This is a genomic window from Pseudomonadota bacterium (genome assembly GCA_018823285.1).
GTDB lineage: Bacteria > Desulfobacterota > Desulfobulbia > Desulfobulbales > JAGXFP01 > JAHJIQ01.
Genome location: JAHJIQ010000026.1, coordinates 49,142 through 68,918 on the forward strand (window position 1 = coordinate 49,142; position 19,777 = coordinate 68,918).

The following is a 19,777-nucleotide window of genomic DNA, read 5'->3' on the forward strand; positions in this document are numbered from 1 at the left end:
CATGATCTTATTCGCTGCCATTTAACCCGCTGAATATCAGATCTCTTTGACTGGTCAGAATGGTCACATGATCATCTTCCGGGAATTCATGATACACAATCCTTTCGGGATCAATTGCGGCGAGTTCCCGCCCCATTGTAACAGGTAAAGACGTATCCTCTGCGCCATGTAAAATGATGATTTCCGGTGGAGAGTCTGAACTGAGAATATGCTGAATGAGTTTTCTGTTATCGATCTGTGCAGGCATCAGTATTGAAAGGATCCATGACTTGACGGCTACCGCCTTTCGCAGGGTAGTAAAAGGGGCCACCAGAACAATCTTCCGAACCGGATGGCGGGCTGCGAACTGCAGAGCGGCCCCGGTCCCGAAAGAGTGGCCCATGAGACTGTATTCGGCTTCCAGCTGCTTTAAGCCGAAATGCTTTGCCAGCGCCAGGAGCGCCCCCTCGCTATTGAGATAATTCTCTTCGGGACGCATCGTCCCCTCGGAAAGCCCGCGGCCCGGATAATCTATCAGCAGATATCCCGTGCGTTCACTCTTCTCCATCTCGATGAAGCGCATCCACCCCAGGGCAACGGATTCGATCCCGGGGTAGAGGAGAGCGATTCGCTCAGGGGGAACATCCGGATTTTTAATAGGCGGCACGTAAAATGCGACCTGTCGTCCCTTATCGGTAGTAAATTCAAGCTGAATATTTTCCGATCGGGCAAAAAAATTTTCGATCTGTGAAGGTTCATACGGGATCTGCTTCATACAGCCAGTCAACAGCGCAAGAACCAGAATCATACTTGCATAAAACCCCTTCATCACTCAATCACTCCCTGTACCTGTTTTGCTCTTCAGGACAACCCCCCCTCTCTCCCACCCTGAAAACGCTTCCGGTCATTCCCGGGACGGAAGTGAACACATCTCAAGGAAGGACCTCCCAAACGGAGAAGACTCCCCTCTGCCCGTAAAAGCGGCCCGGCAGCTTGCTTCAATCCTTGCAGACAGCTTCGGGAACAGATTCGGGAAACATGCCGTTGCCGAAATATCACCTTTGGTCTTCAAATTTACCCCGCCAGTATTTCTCCAGTAATTTTCTTGACTTCAGTTCCCTTTCTATTAGACCCTAATAAGGAGCAGAAAGTGCTGGCCGGGATTGGCTCTACTCTGTGAACCAACACTGTCACCGTTCATATCATGTATCTCATTGCTTACAGGCGACCATCCCTCCTCGACTGAATATTGTAACAGAATCAGAATAATCCTCATCGGGTAACGTATTTAAGTGATCGATCATCAGAAAAAGAATAAACGCCGCCCGGGTCTGGGAATTTATTTAAATTTCGGCCTTGCCGTTGTTTTTGCCGGCGCGGCCACCTATCTCGTCAATGTGATCCATACCCAGGAACAGCAACAGGCGCTCTTTGAGGCAGAAACCAAGGCAAAGATTCTGCTGGACCGCAACCTGGCAACCCACGCCTATTTTTCCCACACCCTCAAACCAAAAGTGTTTGCACTTACCGAACCGGTCCGCAGCGACAGCTATTTTGACCCATCCTGGATGTCTTCAACCCACGCGGTAAGAGAAATTGATAAACACTTTAAGGCGCTGAATGACGAGGGGTATTATTACAAAGAGTGCGCCATCAATGCCCGCAGCCCCGAAAACGAGGCCGACGCCTTTGAAAAAGCGTTTATCGAAGAGTTGAATGGAGATCCGGAGCTGAAATATCGATCATTGATCCGCAACCTGGATGGCGCATTTTATTATGTCACCCTGCGGCGCGGAGAGGTCATGGAGGAGAGCTGCCTCCGCTGCCACAGCACACCGGACAAGGCGCCAAAGCACCTGGTCGGTCTCTATGGCCCGGAGCGGAGTTTTAATCGCCGTGCAAATGAGGTGGTCTCCGCGATCTCTATCCGGGTGCCACTCTCAGACGCTTACGCCAAGGCAGACCGGTTTTCCAGATACCTGTCAAAGATATTCATATCCACGCTACTGCTTCTCTTTGCCGTTCAGTATGTGGTCTACCGGTTTGTAATCCTGGGACCGATAACCAGATTAAAAAACAAGGCCCTGGAGATCAGCGAAAACGATGGGCTTCTCGGCGAAGAAATCCCCCTGCCGATCACCCGTGAATTTGGAGAAATGGCTTCCGCTTTCAATACCATGTCACACAAACTGCGAAACCAGTTTGATCATCTGGAAGAGAAGGTGGAAGAGCGCACCAGAGAATTAAAGGCCGCAAACCGGGAACTCCAGAAAGCGCTTGACGAGATCAAAACACTGAAAGGCATTGTGCCGATCTGCATGCACTGCAAGGAAATCCGGGACGACAAAGGCTACTGGAACCAGCTTGAAAAATTCATCTCAGACCATTCCGAGGCCCAGTTCAGCCACAGCATCTGCGATAAATGCCTGGAGAAGCATTACCCGGAGTATAAAGAAGAATGATATGAAAAGATCAGAGTTACTATTTATTCCATTCCGGCAAACCATCTCTCCTGAGTAAGATTTCCACACAACCGCAAACCTTTTTTGAAATCCCCTTCCGCTTCGGAGTCTTTTGCAGATTCACCCCGGTTATTTCCTTGAATTGCCACACCCTTTGTTGTAGCTTGTCCAACAGATGCCGCTCATTCCCCTTAATTCAAGAAAATCGGAAGGACTTATGCTGAAAAAAATTCTGGGCTTCCCGGGACGTGTTCTTGGCTTTCTCTTTGGACGACTCACCTGGACTCCGCCGCTCTGGCTCAGTTCCATAATTCAAGTCAGCAAAAAAAGCCCCAAGGCATCATGGGCCAGCGTGACCATGCTTGTCGCCTTCTTTATCGGCTATCAATACTACTTGAGTTTGCCGAAGCCTATTCTGATTGATGCATCAATTGCCCCTCCCGGACTTACTCCCAATGTTGAAAATCCCGTGCCCGACAACTTGTCGATTGTATTCAACTACGACTACCGGAGTCTGAAACCCGGCCGGCGACGGCCCGAAGGGCCTCCTTCCGTGGCCCGTATAGATTTGATCGACAAACCCGTAAACCAGGGGATCAAGATGAGCCCCGCCATTCCCGGGGAATGGAAATGGCAGGGCGACCGACGTCTGGTTTTCAAACCTCAACGAGACTGGCCGGCCGGGGTTGCATACAAGATCGATCTTGAAAAATCCATATTTACCGAAGAAACCCGCCTGAAAACCGGATCCTGTTCCTTCACCACCCAGCCTTTCAAGGTTGCCATCAGCGAACTGCAATTTTATCAGGAACCCCAGACCCCCTCGGTCAGAAAAATCGTCACCACCCTTTCCTTCACCCATCCGGTTGACAAGGAAAGCCTCCTGGGAAAACTGTCTCTGACCATGCGACCCTCCGGTTCGACGATGAATGTAATGGCCCGGAAATATGACTACACCGTTGATTTTGATAAAAACCAACGGGAGGCGTATGTTCACTCCGTTCCGGTGCAACTGCCCCGGGAAGCCAACTATATGCGTCTGGAAATTGACGATGGAGTCAAACCGGCCATCGGCGGCAATGGTTCGGAGGAAAAGCTGGGCAAGGAGGTGTTGATTCCCAGTATTTTCAGTTTTCTTAAAATAACCGACACCTCGACCAGAATTGTCCCCAACGAAAAACAGGAACCCGAACAGCTGCTGCTGCTCGGTTTCACCGACTTCATCGCGGAAGAGGAGTTGTTGTCCAAACTATCGGTTTATCTGCTCCCCGAGCGCAATCCCGGACGTAATTCCAAGTCCTGGAGCAGCCCCCGTGAAGTGACCCCGGCAGTACTGGCCGATTCTGAAAAAGTGGCCGTAACCCTGATCCCCAACGAGCAGGATTCCGCCAGAGAATACAGTTTCCGCTATGACGCGCCGGAAGGGCGCTCTCTCTATGTCCGGATCGATGAGGGGCTCAGATCGGTCAATAATTTCATCCAGGAATCCTTCTATGACAATGTTCTTGCCATCCCCCGTTATCCGAAAGAGGTCAGGATTGTCGGAGAAGGCTCAATCCTGACCAATTCCGGTGACCACAAATTGAGTCTCCTGGCCAGAGGGCACAAGCATCTCAAGATATCGATCGGCAGGGTCCTGCCCGGGCAGATTGCGCATCTGGTCAGCCAGACCAGCGGCGACATCAATGACCCCTATTTCAGAAATTATGCCTTTGACAAAGAGAACCTCGCTGAATTCCACGAAGAGATTCTCGCCCTCAAACCCGCCCACCCCAAAGAGGCAAACTACTCAGCGGTGGATCTCTCCCGCTATCTCACCAACGGTTCCGGAGCGTTCGGGCTGTTCTTCATGGAGATCAAGGGCTGGGACAAGAAGACAGACCGGGAGGTCCACGGCAGGACCGACAAGAGATTGATCCTCATTACCGATCTGGGACTCTTGATAAAAAACAATTCCGATACCTCCCATGATGTTTTTGTGCAGTCGATGAAAACCGGCAAACCGGTGAATAACGCCATCGTCGAACTTCTCGGCCTGAACGGTCTGCCCCTGTATACGGCGGTCACCGGAAATGACGGCCATGTCCGCTTTGCCGGGACCAGGGATTTTCATCGGGAAAAAGAACCGAGTGTCTATGTGGTGAAGACCGGCAATGATATTTCCTTTATTCCCTTCAACCGCTCATCCCGCCAGATCAACTATTCCGGTTTTGACGTGGGCGGCAACAACCCGGACGGAATAAGCGCCAATCGGCTGTCGGCCTATGCCTTTACCGACCGGGGCATCTACCGGCCGGGTGAAGAGATCAAGGCAGGCGTGATCGTCAAAAGGGAAGATCTGGCCAATATTGACACCATCCCGCTGGAGCTGGTCGTGACTAACCCGCGCAACAACGATGCGAAAGTCGAGAAAATACAGCTTCCCGAAAAGGGGTTCATTGATTTTTCCTATGCCACCGATCCGACGACCGAAACCGGGGCCTATCGGCTGGCCGTCTATCTCGTCAGAGACAACGGGTACCGCGGTGAAATGATCGGCAGCGCCGGGTTCCGGGTGGAAGAATTTCAACCGGACACCCTGAAAATGGAAAGCCGACTGATCGGCGCCGAGCAAAAAGGGTGGTTTACCGGCGAGATGATCCAGGCACGGATCAAACTTGCCAACCTGTTCGGGACCCCGGCCCAGGACCGGAAGATATCCGGGCAGATCAGTGTGGCCCCGACCGGCTTCAGATTTAAGGAATATAAGGATTACACCTTCCACGACCCTTTCAGTGACCGGAAAGACAAGCCGCTGACCATCACCGAGACTCTTGAAGACACCCGAACCGATGCAGAGGGGCGGGCATCTTTCGAGATCCCCCTGGACCGTTTCGATAAAGGGACCTATGTCCTGAACTTCAGCGTGGAAGGGTTCGAGCCGGACGGCGGCAGGAGCGTGTCCGCCCGCAACAGCGCCATGCTCTCCCCTCTGCCCTATCTGGTGGGCTACAAGAGTGACGGCACATTGGACTATATCAACAAAGGCACGGATCGCACAATCGAACTGATTGCCGTGGATCCCCGGCTGGAGCGGCTGGACAAAGAAGGGCTCGCCACCCGCCTGGTTGAAATCCAGCATGTCTCGACCCTGGTCAAACAGAAAAACGGCACCTATCAGTACCAGACCGTGACCCGGGAAAAGGAAATCATCACCGGCGCCATTGATATTACCCGGGAGGGGACGACCAAATACCTCGTCCCCACCGCCGTTCCCGGCGATTTCGCATTGGAAATCTATGGGGAATCGGGCCTGCGTCTCAGCAGAATCAAATTCACCATCGTCGGCCACGCCAACCTGACGGGAAACCTGGAAAAGAACGCGGAGTTGCAGCTCAAGCTGAACAAGGCTGATTACCGGCCCGGCGAGATCATCGAGCTGAACATCACCGCGCCTTACACCGGGTCCGGTCTGATCACCATCGAAAGCGACCGGGTCCATGCCCATAAATGGTTCTCGACCGATACCGCGAGTTCCATGCAGACTATCCAGGTTCCTGCCGATCTCGAAGGGAACGCGTACCTGAACGTGGCCTTCATCAGAAGCCCGGATTCGCGGGAGATTTTCATGAGCCCGTTGAGTTATGCAGTCGCGCCGTTCACCATCGACAGAAGCAAGCGGCAGGTGGCAGTGGACCTCAAAGTCCCCGACCAGGTCGAGCCGGGCCGGAAAATGGAAATCTCCTATCAGACCTCGCGCCCTTCCCGCATCGTGGTTTTCGCGGTGGATGAAGGGATCCTGCAGGTTGCCCATTATAAGACCCCCGCCCCCCTCGACCATTTTCTCCGGAAAAGAGCGCTGGGCGTCACGACCTTGCAGATACTCGATCTGATCCTGCCGGACTTCAACCTGGTCCAGGCCGTCTCGGCCAGCGGCGGTGGCGAGAGAGCAAAGATGGCCCTCGCCAAAAATCTGAATCCGTTTGCCCGGATGGTCGACACCCCGGCGGTATTCTGGTCCGGAATTCTTGACGCCGATGCCTCGGAGAGGGTCGTGTCGTTTACGGTTCCGGATTCTTTTGCCGGAACATTGCGGGTCATGGCCGTGGCGGTCAGCGAAGACGCCATGGGAGTTAATGAGTCGGCAACTCTGGTTCGCGGCCCGTTTGTGATTTCGCCCAACGTGCTCACCCAGGCCGCACCGGGAGATATTTTCGAAACCACGGTCGGTATCGCCAATCTTGTGGAAAACTCGGGGCCGACGGCAAGAGTCGATATCGAAATCATCCCCTCCGAGCACCTGGAGATAGTCGGTGAAAGCAGGACCTCGCTTGTGATCGGCGAAGGCGATGAGGGCAAGACCACATTCAAGGTCAGGGTCAGGGAAAAGCTCGGCGCGGCCTCGCTCGCTTTCGTTGCCGAACTCGGTGACCGGGTGGGCCGGCGGACCAGCGGTCTCAGTGTCCGCCCGGCGATGCCTTATGACACCAGCTTTTCCAGCGGCTTTACCGACAGCGGCAAAGTGAAGGTTGAAATTCCGCGACAAATATTCCCCGAACTTGCCGAACAGCGGGTCGCGGCATCCGCCAGTCCGCTGGTTCTGGTCGACGGCCTCTCCTCGTATCTGAAAAACTTCCCGCACGGGTGTACGGAACAGGTGGTCAGCCAGGTCTTTCCGCTGGTCGGTCTGATGACCCATCCCGGTTTCGAACCGCAAAGCAAGGCGGTGCGCGACAGCTTTACCGTGCTGATCGGTAAACTGCGGCAGCGGCAGCTGGCCGACGGCGGCTTCTCATTCTGGCCCGGAGGCCGCAATACCGCGGCATACCCCAGTATTTACGTGATGCACTTTCTCCTGGAGGCGCAAGATCTGGGCTATCCCGTGCCTTCCGATATGATGCAGCGGGGCAAGGATTTCCTGAACGCCTATGCGGGCCGGGATTGCAACAGCCTCGCCGAGGCCAGGGTCCGCGCCAATGCCATCTACCTGCTGACCCGCCTCGGCACCGTCAGCACCAATTATCTGGTCCATCTCCAGACCTATCTCGAGCGCGCGCATAATAAATACTGGAAGGAAGATCTGACTGCGGTATACATGGCCGCCACCTACCAGCTGCTCCAGAAAAGAGAGGCAGCGGAAGAGCTGATCAGTCATTACCGGATGGGCTCCAAAACGGATCTGCAGAACGGGGACTTTCATTCCATTCTCACCCGAGATGCCCAATATGTCTATCTGCTGGCCAATCACTTCGAGTCTTTAACAAGCAAGCTGGCCGGCGAAGATCTGTTGCGCTTTGTCGAACCCGTCTTCCATGGCGAATACAATACCATCGCCGCCGCCTACAGTATTCTGGCCCTGGGCGCCTACAGCAAAAGGCTGGGCATGGACTTCACCGAGCTGATAGATTTTACCGCAGTCGCAGGAACCGATGGCAGTGTAAGCCAATTGCCGAGCGATCCGTCCCCGTTTCCGAACAGCAGATTTGCAACCGACGTGAGCAGGATTGAGATCACCTCCCCGGAAGCCGTTTACTATATCGTCTCGCAGGCCGGTTTCGACCGCCGGTTTCCGGAAAAAGAAGTCCGGGAAGGACTTGAGATCATGCGGGAATATCTGAACGATGGCGGGGAAGAGATCACCAGCTTCGAACAGGGAAAAGAGATTACCGTCAGACTGAGGATTCGCGCCCTTGACGGGAAGAGCGTCAGCAATGTCGCGGTCATCGACCTGCTGCCCGGCGGGTTTGAAGTTCTGCGGGATTCCGTGCCCCGGACCGCCTATAACTGGCTGGCCGATTACGTCGACGTCCGGGAAGACCGGGTGGTATATTACGGCAGCTTCGATACCTCGGTAAAAGAGCTGAACTACCGGGTCAAGCTCACTTCCGCCGGGGAATTCGCAATCCCGCCGGCCTTTGCCGGATCAATGTATGACCGGGGCGTGCGTGCTGTCTCCAGGGCAGGGGAATTTACAGTGACCAGCTCGAAATGAAACAGGCGCTCTGGATTTCATCAGCGCTGCTCTTCGCGCTGATGGGGCTTTACATCTTTTGCCCGGAGCCGGAACTGAAAGAATTCCAGAACTACTCCCGGGCCTATTTCGATCGGAACAGCACCCTGCTCCGCATCACCCTGGCCCGGGACCAGCGCTACCGGCTCCATATCCCCCTGGAGGAGATTTCTCCCCTGCTCCGGGAGGCAACGGTCCTGTATGAAGATCAGCGCTTCTTTCAGCATCATGGCGTTGATCTGCCCGCCCTGTTTCGGGCCGGATGGCAGACATACATCAGCGGGCAGCAGCGGATCGGAGCGTCTACAATCACCATGCAGGTCGCCCGTCTGCGCTGGGGCCTCAACAGCAGAACCATCCCGGGGAAACTGCGCCAGATACTCCGCGCCCTGCAACTGACCCGTCATTATTCCAAGAGCGAAATCCTCGAAGCCTATCTCAACCTGGCATCCTACGGACGCAATATCGAAGGGGTTGAAGCGGCAAGTCTCATTTACTTCAATAAACAGGCAAGAGACCTTTCGCTCCCCGAGGCGCTGACTTTAAGCGTGATTCCCCAGAATCCCAACCGGCGAAACCCCACCGCCGACACCGGAATCTCCGAGCTGCTCGTTGCCAGGAACAACCTCTTTACCCGTTGGCTCGAAAAACATCCGGAAGACGAGGAGAAGAGGGTCTTCCTGGAAATTCCTCTCGTTGTGAGACCCCCCGAGAAACTCCCCTTTTTCGCGCCACATTTCGTGAACGACCTGGAGAGTCAATTGCCGTTGCTGCGCCATGGAACGATCACCACGACCATTGATCTCACCAAACAGCTTGCAATGGAAAAGATCGTCGCCTCGTATGTCGACAGACGCAAAACCGAAGGGATCAGAAACGGAGTCGCCTTGCTGCTCAATTACCGGACGATGGAGATTGAAGCCGCCGTGGGTTCCGCTGATTTTTACGATCCGGAAATCAATGGCCAGGTCATCGGGACCAGGGCCAGACGCTCACCCGGATCCGCCTTGAAACCATTTGTCTACGCCCTGGCCCTGAACCAGGGACTGATTCATCCCCTGACCATGCTCAAGGATGCACCGAAAAGATTCGGCGGCTTCACTCCGGAAAATTTTGACCAGCGTTTCATGGGGCCGGTGTTCGCAAGGGACGCGCTGATCAGCAGCAGGAACGTACCGGCAGTCCATCTCCAGGCGCAGCTTGAGAACCCCGGGTTTTACGACTTCCTGGCCCAGGCCGAAATAACGCTTCCCGAGGATGAGAATTATTACGGCCTGGCCCTCTCGCTCGGCGGGGCCGAGGTGAGTATGGAAGAAATGGCGAGATTGTACGCGATACTCCCCAATGGCGGGGAGCTGCGGCAAATAAAAAAAATCAGGACCGATGCCCTCCCGGAAACCGGGCGTCGAATGTTGAGTCCGGAAGCATGTTTCCTGATTCTCGACATCTTGAAAGACAATCCTCCGCCGGAGGCCGCCGGCAACGAAAATCTTGTCGGCCAGGTGGAGAGGAGAAACGAAGTCGCCTGGAAAACCGGGACCTCTTTTGCGTTCAGGGACGCCTGGGCGGTCGGTGTCTCCGGGTCGTATGTGCTGGCGGTCTGGGTCGGCGATTTTGCCGGGCAGGGCAATGCCTCCTTTGTCGGGCGACGCGGCGCCGGCCCGTTATTGTTCGAACTGTTCACCGCCTTGATCGAGAACTCCGGCTGGCGGATCACCGAGGCCGTGAACCCTGATTTCTTAAACCTCACCAGAATATCGGTCTGCGCGAGCACCGGGGATCTGCCCGGCCGATATTGCCCGGGCACCAGAGAATCCTGGTTCATCCCGGGAATCTCGCCGATCAAGCTGTCAAATATTCATCGGGCGGTCCCAATCGATAAAAAATCCGGTCTGCGCGCCTGCCTTGCCGATCCGGAGACGACAGAAATGAAATCCTTCGAGTTCTGGCCTTCCGATCTCCAGCATATCTTCAATATGGCCGGGATCTCAATCAAAACGCCACCTCCCTATGAGGAAGAATGCAGCCTGAACGAAAAAAGCTCCTCCGGGAGAACTCCGGTGATCATCTCGCCGCAGAGTTCCCTCATCTATGCCCTGCAAAGCGACAGGTTGAAAGAGCAAACCATTCCCTTTTCCGCCGTGGTTGATGGTGATGTCAACACGGTGTACTGGTTTGTGAATGATGGTTTTGTGGGTAAAGCTGAAAGAGGAGAACCCCTTTTATGGCAAGGGGTGAGCGGCGCCTTTGCCGTAAGGGTTGTTGACGATCATGGCCGGGCTGCCGAAAGAAAAATGACCGTTGAGATGGTACGCTGATGCTCTGCATCAGATAAGAATATAAAGCTGAGTTGAGCAGCTCGTCTGCTCATACCGATTAGTTAAGTTAAGCAGCGTGCCTGCTTATACGCAACTTATGCCCTCTGGGCGAAAGCGAGCCTGCGAGACATCGAGACTTATACCCGAAGGGTGCAAGGGTAGTTGAATCACTATTGGCACACGGCTGAGCATTGAAAAAAAAACGGTATAAGGGTGTAGTCTTAAAAACTCAACCTTTAAAGTGCCTCCGCAGAAGCCCCTCCAGGGCCTGACCGTGCCGGGCTTCGTCTTTGCAGATTTCGTGGACCATATCGTGGATATGGTCGTTGCCGAGCATCTTGGCCCTGGTTGCCAGCTCTTTTTTGGCCTTGCAGGAGGTGTGTTCCGCCTCGACCCTCGCCTTCAGATTGGCAGAAGTATCGGCCATCATGACCTCGCCGAGAAGCTCTGCGAGTTTTCCGGCGTGCTCTCCTTTCTCCCGGGCAATTCTCCGGCACGCCTCGGCCACTTCAGGATACCCTTCCCGCTCCGCCTGTCGGGCCATGGCCGTATAAATCCCGACCCCGACCCCTCCGCCCATGAAACCGGCCCGCAGGGCGTCGACAATTTCCCTCTCGACATCCCGGGCCACCCCGACCCGGTGATTGTCGGTCCAGGTGTATGACTCGTTCATTCCGGTCAGTTCATCCAGATCGGTGACCTCGCGAAACTGGTCATGGGGTGCGCCACACTGAATACAGATCATCGGCGCTTCTTTGCCGTAATGAACATAACCGCATACCTTGCAGACGAATTTTTTCATTCCCTTCCTCGTGTTTTGGTATTACCCGTTGTGCTGCTCCTTTGTGCTGCTCCTTGAAATCGCAGAATATTGTTGGCCCCGGCTGACAACGCCGAAACGAAACGGGAAAAGCACCCCGGAGATATCAATCATAGCATGCCTGTTCAGCCAATTCTTTCAAGGGCTCGTGCGGCCAGATGTCCGACTGAATATTGTTCAAGACTGCGATCTGCATAGACGGAAATCTGTTTTTCATCCCCGGTCAGTCCGGAAAGACGCCCTTTGGCCTCGACTGCCTTCAGGTTCCCCAGTGCCCGGCAGGCAAGGCCGCGGACCGTGGGATCTCCGGAGTCGAGATAGGGCAGCAGATATCGGACAGCATTTTTCTCCCGCAACAGCTCCGGGCGAACTTCCGCGAGCCTGCCGATCCCCCACATCAAGCCGCGCTGCAACATCTCAAGTTCCAGGAAATTCCCGTCCTCCCGCATATTGGCTACCAGCATATGACCATATTCTTCTGCCAGTCTCCGATGACAGGCCATGACCTCGCCCATTGCCTCCGGTGCTCCCCAGCCGATCCCACCGGACTCGTCATTCAGCATCCACATGAACCGCCGCATCACGACCCGGCCGTCTTCCATTTCGTTGTCGGCGAGAGCCACTACCAGATTCCCGACGCCGGTCACCGCCAGCCAGCGTACCAGTTCATGATCATTGCAGAAACAACCAATCAGAAGATTCAGCATCCTTTTGGCGGAACAGCTCTCGCGCATGGCAAGCACTGCGTCAAGCTCGCCATTTTTCAGGAGCCGGACAATCTCCTTTTTCAGGGCACGCTCGTTCATTTCTGATCTCCGCCGGAAATCAGGTCGCGCAATCTTTCCGCCAGCCGCTCGGAAGAAAAAAGCAGCGATTCGATATCGAGATAGTCGAGAGCGTTCGTGTCGTAGAGAATCTTGACCTTCGCCGGGAAACCGTCCTCCGACTCCTCTTCCCAGAAGAGGATGCGCTGGGGAATCATCGGTAAGACCTGAAACTCGATGGCAAGAGAGGTTGACTCGCCGGAACAGGGGATCCCTCCGGCCAGAGCCGCTTTCTCAATCAGCAATTGCCGGGTCCGTCCGGAGAAAAGATCGGCCAGGGGGTTTTCACCATAGGTGGCCAGAGTCCTGACCTTGGAGATGGAGTTGGGCATGCTCTCCATGCCGATCCACTCTCTACGGGCAAATGGCACCGAATCCGCTTTGTTATCGCCCTGGCCGCATATCGCGATATTGCGTCCCGAACTCTGCCGTGCGTCTCCGGCACCCTTTGCCCGTATATCAAGGATGCCGCCTCCGGAATGGACGTAATTATAAAGAAGGATCTGATCGCGGGGATCTTCCGGGTCGGCACCATCAAGCAGGATGCCAAGTCTGGAGAGAAGGACATCCTGCCCGAGATATGGAAAGCGGAGGGTACCGCCCTGATCGGCAAGATATGTTGCGCCGATTTGCGGCGCAAGCACGGCAAAATCAAGATCCGCAATCTTGCCTTTGAGATGTTCGACCAGGGCCAGATCCCGCTCTTCGGCGGCATTTTCCAGCGCCACCCCGGATGTTTCGATCACGAGCCCTTCGAGATTGATATAGGGGCACTTTTCCGGATCAGTGCCCGTTGAAACCACCGAGGCCGCAAAGGCCAGGCAGGTCGGGTAGCCGCATTCACCACAGTTGTTCTTCGGTGTCCGGGCAACTACCGCGAGCGGGTTCATTACTCAAGCTCTTTGGCGGCCGCAATCACGTCCCGGGCAAGCTGGCGACACGCATCGAAATCTTCTTCCCGAGGCACATTCTTGACCTTGAGCCCCGGATGGGCAAGGGGCAGCTTGATCCCCTCGATCGCCTCGTTGATGTGCTTGACCGCCTCACCGCTCCAGCCGTAGGAACCAAAGCAGGCAACCACCTTGTTCTTGGGCCTGAGCCCTTTGAAATAAGTGAGGAAATCGGCCATTTTCGGCAGCATATTGTTGTTCAGGGTCGATGAGCCGAGGATCAGGGCCCTGGCATCGAGAACATCGGTCATGATATCACTGCGATGGTTGACCTTGAGATTCTTCATTTTCACCTCAAAGCCGCCCCGGGCCAGTTCGCTGGCAATGGCCTTGGCCATCTTTTCGGTGCTCTTCCACATGGAGTCGTATATGACGAGCGCCTTGTCCCCGGCCTGGTGCCGGCTCCATTTGTCATACAGGCCGATAATTTTTGCCACCCCCTCCCCGCGCCAGATCAGGCCGTGGTCGGGCGCGATCATATCGATCTCGATGCCCAGTTCCGCGACTTTCGCCAGCAGCTTCTGGATATGCGGCGAAAAGACGGTCAGAATGTTGGCGAAATATTTCTGCGCATCACGCTTGATCTCGAAATCGTTCACCTCGTCGGCGTACTTCTCGGTGGAAGCGATATGCTGGCCGAAGGCGTCGGAAGAGATCAGAAGCTTGTCTTCGCCGATATAGGAAAACATCGAGTCCGGCCAGTGGAGCATCGGCGTCTCAATGAAGGTCACCGTCTTTTTCCCGAGTTTTAAAGTGTCGCCGGTCTTGACGATCTCGAAGGGCAGATCCTCACGATGAAAATGCTCAACTAAAGCCCGGTGGCCGTTCCTTGAACAGAAGATCTTCTCGGGCTTGATCAGGTCGATGATCTCCGGGAACGCTCCCGAGTGATCCATCTCGACATGATTGACGATCAGGTAATCAATCTTTTCGGGATCGACCAGCTGGCGGATCTCGTAGAGCAGATCATTCTTGAAATCACTTTTGACGGTATCGAAGAGAGCGACCTTCTCGTCCTTTATCAGGTAAGCGTTGTAGGTCGTTCCTTTTTCGGTGGAGTAGCCGTGAAAATCCCGGATGTTCCAGTCAACCGCGCCAACCCAGAATACATTGTCCTTGATCTCGATGTGTCCCATTTCTCCCTCCATGATGCTCGCCGGTCCGGCAGGGTAACCGGTTTTCCAGCCTGATTGTCATTAATATCAATTATTACCAATTAACTAAATTCTAAATTAGCAAACCAGGTGATTTTGCGCCAAAGGTATTTTCTTATTGCCACCGGGGAGACTTGCCCGGCGAGGGGATTATCGTAAAGATCCCTGTGGGAACACCCTCTCCTCCGCTGACAACCCCGGCGTCAAAACATGCACACCCTGTATTCCAGAAGCGGGACAGAATCAATGATCCGGGATCCCGCTTCAGCAGGACAGGATTATTTTGCCGGCACCGGCAGCGTGAAAATTCTCTGCCCCATTTCCTGATCGAGGACAAAGAGGGTGTTTGAATCCTTGCCGATCAGCTTGAGTTTGTCGAGCACTGCACCCACCCCCGCCTCTTCTTCAACCTGCTCGGAGACGAACCACTGCAGATAGATGGAGGTGGCATGATCGCGTTCCTCATGGGCCAGATCAACAAGCTTGTTGATCAGCCCGGTCACCTTCTGCTCATGCTTCAGGGTTTCGGCAAACACCTCCTGGACAGACTTCCAGTCGGTCGGCGGCTTGTCGATCGCTTCCAGAATCACCCGGCCGCCCCGCTCATTGACAAAATCAAAGAGCTTGGAACCATGAAACATCTCCTCCTGGACCTGCTGTTTCATCCAGTTCGCAAAACCGGGCAACCCCTTGTTCGCAAACCAGGCCGACATGGAATAATACATGTAGGAAGAGTAAAGTTCGGCATTGATCTGCCCGTTTAAGGCCTTTTCCATTTTCTTGCTTATCATTTCAGCTGCTCCAGTAGGAAGTGAAATATGAACTGCTGTTAACCTCCCAAACCTGTAACAGGTCGCAGGATGCCGAAAATGCACGGCAGAAGTCTGTCAGCTATAGCCCAGCTCTGCTGACAGACTGATAACGAAGCAGGTTCGGTATCATGAGACCTGTTATCCTCAGTTGCTCCAGAGTCCGTGCAAATTGCAGTACGCTCTGGCCTTGGCGGAACCGGCGCCGACCTTGAAGCTTGCTTCCGGTTTATCGCCCGGTTTTAAGTCCTGCCGATACACGGCACTGCCGACAATGAGTTCGATCCATTCGATATAATGCTCGTCGGTCATCGGGTGGGCCACCGAACCGACCTTTACGGTGTAGCCGCCGTCAACCTTTTCCACCACCGGCACATGTTTTTCTTTGGCCGCATCGGTGGTGTTCTCCTTCAACAGAGCCATCGGCTTACCGCAGCAGACCAGCTCCCCCGCTCCCGCATGGAGAACCTCAACAATATTGCCGCACAGTGAACACTTGTACACTCCCATTTTCTCAGCCATGTTTCATTTCCTCTCAGTAATTATTTTTTCTTCTTTCGCTCAACCTTACAAACCAGAAAACTGGCAAATAAGGTGCCGCTACGATTGTCTTTACCAGTTTTCAGCCTTCACCTCGAAATGCGCCTGCGGATGAGCACAGGCGGGGCATGTTCCGGGAGCTTCGTTGCCGGTATGGGTATACCCGCAGTTGTTGCATTTCCAGGTGGTCGCCTTGTCCTTCTTGAAGACTTTACCGTTCTCGATATTGGCGGCGAGAGCCAGGTAGCGCCCTTCATGCATTTTCTCGGCCACCGCAATGGACAGCATCGCCGCCGCTACTTCCGGAAAACCCTCTTCTTTGGCAATGGCCGCAAACTCCGGATACATGGTCGTATACTCATAATTTTCACCACCTGCGGCCTCCCGCAGGTTTTCCACGGTGGTGCCGATTTTTCCTGCCGGATAGGACGCGGTGATCTCCACCTCACCGCCTTCCAGAAATTTGAACAGTCTTTTCGCGTGTTCTTTCTCCTGATTGGCGGTTTCTTCAAAAATATTGCTGATCTGGACAAAGCCTTCTTTCTTTGCCTGGCCGGCAAAATAGGTGTAGCGATTTCTCGCCTGGGACTCACCGGCAAAAGCGGTCAGAATGTTTTTCTCGGTCCGTGTTCCTTTTAACGATGCCATTGACTCCTCCATTATAAGATTTGTTTGAGCAGACGAGCCACCCAACTTAAACTTAATAAATAAATCAAAAATATAACCTGACAGTGGATCATATAATTTTTTCCCGGAAATGGGGAAAAATAAATCCGGCGAAGCCGGATTTATTTCCTTTCAATCCAACCGGAACATCCCTGGACACTTACAGCGCCCAACTGCCAAGAGACTCACACACCCATTCTTTTAGCGGCTGGTTCAGCGCATGGACTCCTACACCGGGTCGATACCCATCCTCCCGGGATGCTTCATGGAAGAGATCCGCCGGCACTTCTACCTTGGCAATATCCTCGGCGCCCTCGACGGTCCTTCTGACCAGGGTCACTACGGTCGGGTTCTCCTCCCAGTCATACAGCACGAAATAGATGGATTCCTGATCCTGGCTGCTGACAAAATCATGCCCCCGGATCCAGCCGGTGCCCCACTCCAGATACATTTCGATCGCTTTTTCCGGAGTCATGCTCCAGTCGATCTCATTGACCAGACTTCTGTTGGCTTTCAATTCCTCTGCGCTCAACATGATCCACCTCCATCATTTCACTTTTTACCTGAAGTCATTTTCAGCTGACAAACCCAAAAATTGCCACTTACAACGGAACTGTTTCCCGGCTCGCCAAAACGCCTGAAGTGATCTAAAGTTCAAAGAGCCCTGTGTGACTGGTGCAACAATCAAAGGGACAAAACTTAAGGCACTCCTAACTTTAGGCACTTCCAACTTCTGTCCATAAGCTCTCAAGCAATCCGGGGTCATTTCATATCCAGCAAACTCCGGGTTCCGAATCCTCCCGGACTACTCATACTTCCAGAAATCCTCCTTGGCCGCGCCGCAGGTCGGGCAGACCCAGTCGTCCGGCAGATCGGCAAACGCGGTTCCGGGCTCGATTCCGTTCTCAATATCGCCTTCCGCCGGGTCATAAATATAGCCGCAGGGGCATTCGTACTTGTCCATTTTTTCTCTCCTTACTTTTGTTTTATGAGTGAATACGCTTTCACAAAAAGACCGTTACTTATGTTTGGCCAGATATTCAGCCACTCCTGCTGCCGTCGGCTTCATCCCCTCTTCACCAGGTTTCCAGTTGGCGGGGCAGACATCACCGTATTTTTCGGTGAACTGCAGGGCATCAAGCAGCCTAATCACTTCATCAACACTTCTGCCGAGGGGCAGATCATTGACCAGCTGGTGGCGGACAACCCCTTCCTTATCAATCAGGAAAAGACCCCGCAGTGCAACTCCACCCGGGAGAAGAACACCATAAGCATCGGATATCGACTTATCCAGATCGGCAACCAGCGGAAAGCTGATGGAACCGATCCCGCCCTGCTCGACCGCAGTATTTTTCCAGGCAAAATGGGTGTACTGGGAGTCAACCGAGACGCCGATCAACTCGGCATTGCGACTCTTGAAGGCCTCCACCTCCCTGTTGAATGCCAGAATCTCGGAAGGGCAGACAAAGGTGAAGTCAAGGGGGTAGAAGAACAGGACCACATATTTCCCCCGGTATGAGGAAAGAGACAGTTCTTCAATTGCGTTATTACCCATCACGGCCTGGGCGGTAAAATCGGGGGCTTCTTTGGTGACTAATACGGACATTTTCTTCTCCTTGATTGTTTGTTTCAGTTTGCGCTTGGCTGGTTTGTGTTACAGGCACCGTTGCATTCATCCCATTTCCCCGACCGGCAGTGCGCCTCTTTTTCGGCCTCCGCTATTTTGCGGAGCTTGTACGCGCAATCCTGAAGAACACCATACAGCAGACGACAGCCGTCATCTTCAGCGGCGTCCTGACCTTGATCGGCGAGAATGATCATTTCCCGAACCAGTTCCAGAACTTTTTTTATACAGAGATTGTTTTGTTTCATGATCTTCTGACAATACAAACCGCGTGCCAACATGAGGCGAGCCACCATTTATTTAATTTTTCTCTAATAATATCAGGATGATAAACGAGATACTGAGCGGAAAGATTTTCAATGCGGAATGCCACAGAACTGTCTCTCCAGCAACGGTTTTGAGACACACGCCGGATCCTGAGGCAGATTCGATAAAAGTTAAGATATTGATATTAATGCCAAAAACAAGAAAATCCCGGGAGTGCTGTCTCAAAAATCAACACAAGAGACAGTTGAGACAGTTTTGAGACAGCAACAGAAACGGGGGGAATGCGGCTGGATTCCTTATTACACAACTTTCCGAGTTTGGCTAATCTCCCGATCATAAAGGGTTTCGGCGATTTGTTAATGCATGTGTTCCACAACTAGCCGGAAACCAGGAGTCAGAAGCCAGGAGAAAAGCGTAAAGCTTAAGTTGAGCAGCTGGCCTGCTCTTACCGATGAGCGAGTATGCAAGACATCGAGACGTACACCTCAAGGGGGTACCGAAGAGAGTCCCCGCAGAGTGAAAAAATCAGTCGTTCTGGCTACTGGCTACTGGCTTCTGAATTCTCATCATGGAATGTCACTACGACTCTGAACCATTTTATAACAGCAAATCAACGCCATAAGACATTTCGGAAAGTTGAGTTATTATGAATATCACTCTCGATCAGCTAAAAACTCTTCGCCAGTTCGACACGATTACTATCATCCTTCGACAGGCTCAGGATGAGCGGAATTACTATTATCCCGAAGATGCTGATGTCCCGATCATCTGATCCTGTTCGCCCGGTGATCCTGACCGCGCATGTGTCGAACAGCCAAAGCCGCCCATCCCGAGTCCTTCGTAGGACCATCCCGAGCCTGCCGAATCCCCCCGCTCATCCTGAGCCTGTCGAAGGACCATCCCAAGCCTGTCGAGTCACCCCGCTCATCCTGAGCTTGGCGAAGGATCATCCTGGGCTTGTCGAAGGATGGCTTCTCTTCTTTACCGCCCCAAGCGGGTTTCAACACCAGATCATTTCTCAAGCTTTTCACCAAGCTTGTCAAAGGAACGGTCCAGGGTATCACCGAACTTATCCAGCCCTTCAACGGTTTTTTCGCCCCCTTTTTTCAGTCCTGCCCCCATTTTTTCAAGGGCGCCGGATGTTTTGTCAGCCCCCTTGACCACCCCCTGCTGGGTTTTTTCAGCAGCTTTGCCGACCCCCCGCTCCATATTCTTCCCGGCCCGGTCCATTTTGCTTCCTGCACCACAGGCCGTAAATGAAACCAGAACCAGAACCGCGGAAAGATACATCATCAGTTGTTTTTTCATGCATCCACCTGTCATCAGTTTTTCATCAGTATATCATCTGATCACATCTCAATTTCAATTCGCTATA

Annotated in this window: 16 protein-coding genes; 3 read left to right on the forward strand and 13 right to left on the reverse strand. The window is 53.6% G+C overall.

The features are described from left to right. Positions 1-7: 7 nt before the first annotated feature. On the reverse strand, positions 8-808 hold the full coding sequence (locus KKG35_07230; GenBank protein ID MBU1737920.1) for an alpha/beta hydrolase: 801 nt from the start codon (positions 806-808) through the stop codon (positions 8-10). A gap of 463 nt (positions 809-1,271) precedes the next feature. Here KKG35_07230 and KKG35_07235 point away from each other — a divergent pair, with 463 nt between their 5' ends. From KKG35_07235 to pbpC, 3 genes are all read left to right on the forward strand, one after another. Next, the gene (locus tag KKG35_07235) at positions 1,272-2,441 is read left to right on the forward strand and encodes a DUF3365 domain-containing protein (GenBank protein MBU1737921.1); all 1,170 of its coding nucleotides are present in this window, start codon (positions 1,272-1,274) and stop codon (positions 2,439-2,441) included. Positions 2,442-2,658: 217 nt separating this feature from the next. Then, positions 2,659-8,412: an alpha-2-macroglobulin family protein gene (locus tag KKG35_07240; protein ID MBU1737922.1), complete on the forward strand. Its 5,754-nt coding sequence runs from the start codon at positions 2,659-2,661 to the stop codon at positions 8,410-8,412. Continuing rightward, entirely contained in the window at positions 8,409-10,748 is a 2,340-nt protein-coding gene (pbpC, locus tag KKG35_07245) for a penicillin-binding protein 1C (GenBank protein ID MBU1737923.1), read from the forward strand. The genes KKG35_07240 and pbpC overlap by 4 nt, the downstream gene beginning before the upstream one ends. Positions 10,749-10,977: 229 nt before the next feature. Here pbpC and KKG35_07250 read toward each other — a convergent pair whose 3' ends face one another. The 12 genes from KKG35_07250 to KKG35_07305 all read right to left on the reverse strand — a co-directional run bounded on the left by KKG35_07250 (position 10,978) and on the right by KKG35_07305 (position 19,710). Then, complete coding sequence (locus KKG35_07250; GenBank protein ID MBU1737924.1) at positions 10,978-11,550, reverse strand: NADH peroxidase; 573 nt, start codon at positions 11,548-11,550, stop codon at positions 10,978-10,980. Between the two features lie 143 nt (positions 11,551-11,693). Further along, positions 11,694-12,374 (reverse strand): HEAT repeat domain-containing protein, encoded by a 681-nt coding sequence (locus tag KKG35_07255; GenBank protein ID MBU1737925.1) that lies wholly within the window; start codon positions 12,372-12,374, stop codon positions 11,694-11,696. Next, on the reverse strand, positions 12,371-13,282 hold the full coding sequence (locus KKG35_07260; GenBank protein ID MBU1737926.1) for a DUF3786 domain-containing protein: 912 nt from the start codon (positions 13,280-13,282) through the stop codon (positions 12,371-12,373). The genes KKG35_07255 and KKG35_07260 overlap by 4 nt, the downstream gene beginning before the upstream one ends. Then, entirely contained in the window at positions 13,282-14,478 is a 1,197-nt protein-coding gene (locus tag KKG35_07265) for an FprA family A-type flavoprotein (GenBank protein MBU1737927.1), read from the reverse strand. The genes KKG35_07260 and KKG35_07265 overlap by 1 nt, the downstream gene beginning before the upstream one ends. Before the next feature lie 296 nt (positions 14,479-14,774). Beyond that, positions 14,775-15,287, reverse strand: coding sequence for a ferritin (locus KKG35_07270; GenBank protein ID MBU1737928.1), 513 nt, complete (start codon positions 15,285-15,287; stop codon positions 14,775-14,777). Positions 15,288-15,452: 165 nt separating this feature from the next. Further along, positions 15,453-15,827 carry a desulfoferrodoxin gene (locus KKG35_07275; protein MBU1737929.1) on the reverse strand — a complete coding sequence of 125 codons (375 nt, stop codon included), beginning with the start codon at positions 15,825-15,827 and terminating at the stop codon, positions 15,453-15,455. A 90-nt stretch (positions 15,828-15,917) separates the two neighbouring features. Further along, positions 15,918-16,493, reverse strand: coding sequence for a rubrerythrin family protein (locus KKG35_07280; protein ID MBU1737930.1), 576 nt, complete (start codon positions 16,491-16,493; stop codon positions 15,918-15,920). Between the two features lie 178 nt (positions 16,494-16,671). Next, positions 16,672-17,046, reverse strand: a complete 375-nt coding sequence (locus tag KKG35_07285) for a hypothetical protein (protein MBU1737931.1) — start codon at positions 17,044-17,046, stop codon at positions 16,672-16,674. Between the two features lie 270 nt (positions 17,047-17,316). Beyond that, complete coding sequence (locus KKG35_07290; protein MBU1737932.1) at positions 17,317-17,475, reverse strand: rubredoxin; 159 nt, start codon at positions 17,473-17,475, stop codon at positions 17,317-17,319. Positions 17,476-17,529: 54 nt separating this feature from the next. Continuing rightward, positions 17,530-18,117, reverse strand: coding sequence for a peroxiredoxin (locus KKG35_07295; GenBank protein MBU1737933.1), 588 nt, complete (start codon positions 18,115-18,117; stop codon positions 17,530-17,532). A gap of 23 nt (positions 18,118-18,140) precedes the next feature. Further along, positions 18,141-18,386 (reverse strand): hypothetical protein, encoded by a 246-nt coding sequence (locus KKG35_07300; GenBank protein ID MBU1737934.1) that lies wholly within the window; start codon positions 18,384-18,386, stop codon positions 18,141-18,143. A 1,027-nt stretch (positions 18,387-19,413) separates the two neighbouring features. Further along, positions 19,414-19,710, reverse strand: coding sequence for a hypothetical protein (locus tag KKG35_07305; GenBank protein ID MBU1737935.1), 297 nt, complete (start codon positions 19,708-19,710; stop codon positions 19,414-19,416). Positions 19,711-19,777: the final 67 nt, after the last annotated feature.